4 protein-coding genes are annotated in these 3,735 nt (G+C 50.9%); all 4 read left to right on the forward strand.

All coding sequences use genetic code 11. From position 1 onward, the window contains the following. On the forward strand, positions 1-2,006 hold a 2,006-nt coding region (locus tag PMI18_RS0129345; protein ID WP_007897167.1), incomplete at its 5' end, for an RHS repeat-associated core domain-containing protein. Further along, positions 1,991-3,019 (forward strand): hypothetical protein, encoded by a 1,029-nt coding sequence (locus tag PMI18_RS22605; RefSeq protein ID WP_007897169.1) that lies wholly within the window; start codon positions 1,991-1,993, stop codon positions 3,017-3,019. The genes PMI18_RS0129345 and PMI18_RS22605, both read left to right, overlap by 16 nt. Before the next feature lie 106 nt (positions 3,020-3,125). After that, complete coding sequence (locus PMI18_RS22600) at positions 3,126-3,407, forward strand: hypothetical protein (protein WP_007897171.1); 282 nt, start codon at positions 3,126-3,128, stop codon at positions 3,405-3,407. Positions 3,408-3,503: 96 nt separating this feature from the next. Continuing rightward, positions 3,504-3,735: hypothetical protein (locus PMI18_RS22595; protein ID WP_007897173.1), on the forward strand; the 232-nt coding region annotated here is incomplete at its 3' end.

The raw sequence follows: 3,735 nt of genomic DNA on the forward strand, positions 1-3,735 counted from the left end.
ACGCCCATGGCCGGCAGGTGCAGTTCGGGTATGACAGCTATGGGCGGCTGAAAGCGCTGACCAACGAAAATGGCGAAAGTTATCGGTTTGCCTGGGATGCAGGGGACCGGCTGACTGAACAAAGCAACCTCGATGGCAGCGCTAAACGTTATACGTACGACGCCCTCGATAACGTAAAACGAGTCGAAACCATCGCAGCACCGCGAAATGGTCACCAACCAAGTGAAGAAACCATCGTCCAGCATCTGGAACGCGATGCGATTGGCCGGCTGACAACCCGAATCACTCCTGATGGACAGTCCCGATACGGCTATAGCCCGTTGAACCAGTTGATCGAAGCCGTCGTCATCGATAATGACGGTACCGAGCAGCGACTAGGGTTCGCTTATGACGCTCTGGGCTATTTAATTGAGGAGCAGAGTTCCACAGGCCATCTTAAGCATCATTACGATGAGTTAGGTAACCTGATCCAGACTCAACTGCCCGATGGCCGCTGGATTAATCGTCTGTACTACGGCAGTGGTCACCTGCACCAGATCAACCTCGACGGCCAAGTCATCAGCGACTTCGAGCGTGATCGGCTGCATCGTGAAGTGATGCGCACACAAGGCCAGATCAGCACGCGTAGCGAATATGACCGTAGCGGTCGCTTACGTACTCGCCTACGTCGGCATTCCAGTCAGCCATTGTTGATGCCGGCCGCCGAGCAAATCCACTTTGAATTTGATCCCAGCGACCATCTTGTGGGCCGTCTCGAACGACTGCCTCAAGGCCAACGACACCAACTGCTGCACTACGACGCGACAGGTCGGATCATTGCAAGCCAGGGAAGTCGACAGGGACAGAATGAAAACTTTTCCTTCGATGCGGCGGCCAATCTCCTCGACGGCTCATCCGCTACAACTGGACGGGTTGTGCATAACCAGCTGATGACTTACCAGGATAAACGCTATCGCTACGACGGCTTTGGACGAATGATCGAAAAACGCAGCAGGCGGCATGGATTGCAGCGTTTCAGTTACGACACCGATCATCGTTTGATTGAAGTCCGAACGCAGAAAGTCAACGGTGAGAGCGTGGTCAGGATGCGATATGACCCGCTGGGCCGAAGGATTGAAAAAACCGAACACGACAATAAAGGGCATCTCGTCGCCAGCACGCGTTTCGATTGGGATGGCCTGCAATTACTGAAAGAATATAAAAATAATCAGACCAGCTTGTATCTCTACACCGGCAACGGGCATGAACCTTTGGCCAGGGTGGACGGCAGCGATAAAAATCAGAAAGTCCGTTATTACCACAACGACCCCAATGGACTGCCGCAAGCATTAACGGAAAGTGACGGTCATCCGTTATGGCACGCCCACTATCAGGTATGGGGCAATACGATTGATGAGGTACGTGAGTCGTACTACATCGAGGAACAGAACCTGCGGTTTCAGGGGCAATACCTGGATCGGGAAACCGGTCTGCACTACAACACCTTCCGTTTTTATGACCCAGATACAGGACGCTTTACCACCCCCGACCCGATGGGCCTTACCGGTAGCCTGAACCTCTATCGCTACTCACCGAATCCATTCACCTGGATCGACCCGTTGGGATTGAAAGAGGACGAGATTATTCGTTACATGAGCAAAGAAGAGGCTATCGCATCCAAGGCGGCCAACGGCGGTAAAGGGGGTCTGGTGCCGAATATAAAAGGTGAGAAAGCGGTCTGGGTCAATCATGACAGCAACCCCGGATTCAACCCGGGCAAGGAGGATTATCGGGTTGTGGCCAACGTCAATAATGAAGGGGTCAACATTCTCAACAACCATAAGGATATTTCTACCGTTGACTACAAAGAAACGGGCCTTAAAGATGGCGTGCTGTCCAAAACGAATGAACCCAAGGCCAAAGGCATTGGCACCCGACTATTAGGAAAACTGAATAGCACCATCACATCGTTTCGTGTCGAGAAAAAAGGCGCGAAAGGCAAGTGGACAACATGTGGAAAGCCTTAAAAATGGACATATTCAATCTACTTTCATACAAGCTTGAAAATTTCCTGAACATCCGGCCGTGTCCAACGAAGCTGGGCGCTGTTTTTTACGAAGAAGACGAGCCCTCACTGCTGTCTGTCGTCGCCAGAAAACGCAACGGTTCGACCTTCTTCGTGAGCCGCTGGCACGATTTATTTTCCATAAGCGCCTTCGAAAAATCCATGTCGAAAAACGGTTTCACGGAATCGGACTGCTATGCCATTCTCTTGGTTCTGTCCCGCTTCGGCTATCTGCTTGAAATCGACAACCGCCAACGAACCAACAAAGACTATTTTATTTTCTTCTATCTGATTCAGTTGATCAGCTTGAAGAACAGTCCTCTCGACGCAGATGCACAGCACCGGAGCTACATGCTCAGGTTCCTGCTTTTCGAATTGAGTATTGACGACGAAGCGTATCGTCGGTTCAGCATCAAGGATAATCAGTTGGTAATGGCTACCGACACCTTGGGGCCAGTAGCTTTTCTGGATGTTATCGACTTGGTTTACAAAGCGATCAAGTTTGATAGCAGAAAAGAACATGAGTTGCTAAGCACATTGAAAAACTATCAAACAAGCATCGTCACGTTATTGACCGAGCCCGATGATACAAATTACCGTTTCAGGCTTAATGATCGCCACAGCGAACTCATGTATCCCGACGTATTTTTGCACGCATACGCTCGAAACAAGAAGCAGATCTTTAGTGCTTTGATCGATACGGTCAACCCCCTTCAATCAACGGAAAATCTGTTTGTCTCCAATATTATCTTGATGAATTACTCCTTCTATATTCTGAAAAGCAAGCCTCGCGAAATTCTAAAACTGAAAAAGCACGTCAATGATGAGACGCTGTTCAGCAAACTGCTGGAAGCAATAATCACTCGTCGAATGGCAATCAATAAATCACTATTCGAAAAGATATCCATAGGCCATGATCTATCCTTGATAAAAGATAACTCAACCTCGTTTTACAATATCTTGTACAGCCTATAGAAGTCCTCACAGACGGCACCCTAAACCGTGCAGTGAAGCTCATTTGAAGCGAATGAATGCGAGCGATAATTACCTTGCCGAGCCCAAATAGCTGGATTTTTTGAAGATGGAACAACTGGAAGACGATTACCCTGGCGATGCCGAATGGCAAGTGCTTGTGCGGTTATATGAAGAAGACTATCTCGACGACGACGCCCGCACCCTGGCGAAACGACTGGATGGCAACCTCGATATGGCGGTCATCCTCTACGGTAAAAGAGAGCTCAAGGAAGGGTTGTGGTGGGTCGAACAGCAGGTGCCAGCCTTGGATAACATACGACCGGCCGATTGCCTCAAGGATCCGAAGCTGATCAAACGACTGAGGACTGCGCTGATGCGCATGCCGTAGCCGACAAGGGAAAACGTGCAATGGAAGGCATCGAATTGCGCCACAAGCGCAACGATTACGCAGCCGTCAGACGCTTACGTCGGATGAACATCCCGCATGTCTGATGCACTCTGGGCCGCCCGACTGGGCGATGCGCTCGATCACACCTCGATGATGGCCGACATCCTCGGCGGCGTACTCGAGGTGGCAGCCAACATCGCGATTACCGCACTGGCCACTGCCGCCGTGGTCGCGGCCACCGGCATCACCGTCGTCACCGGGGGGTTGGGATGCTTCGTGCTTGGCTTGGTGGTGGGCACGATCGTGGGCCTTGCCATGAGCAAGACCG

Origin of the sequence: Pseudomonas sp. GM102 (assembly GCF_000282555.1) — a bacterium.
In the GTDB taxonomy this organism is placed as follows: Bacteria; Pseudomonadota; Gammaproteobacteria; order Pseudomonadales; family Pseudomonadaceae; genus Aquipseudomonas.

Bases quoted from the DNA above. Each gene is read 5' to 3' on its own strand.
- PMI18_RS22605 (WP_007897169.1), top strand. From the start codon at position 1,991: ATGTGGAAAGCCTTAAAAATGGACATATTCAATCTACTTTCATACAAG.
- PMI18_RS22600 (WP_007897171.1), top strand. From the start codon at position 3,126: ATGGAACAACTGGAAGACGATTACCCTGGCGATGCCGAATGGCAAGTG.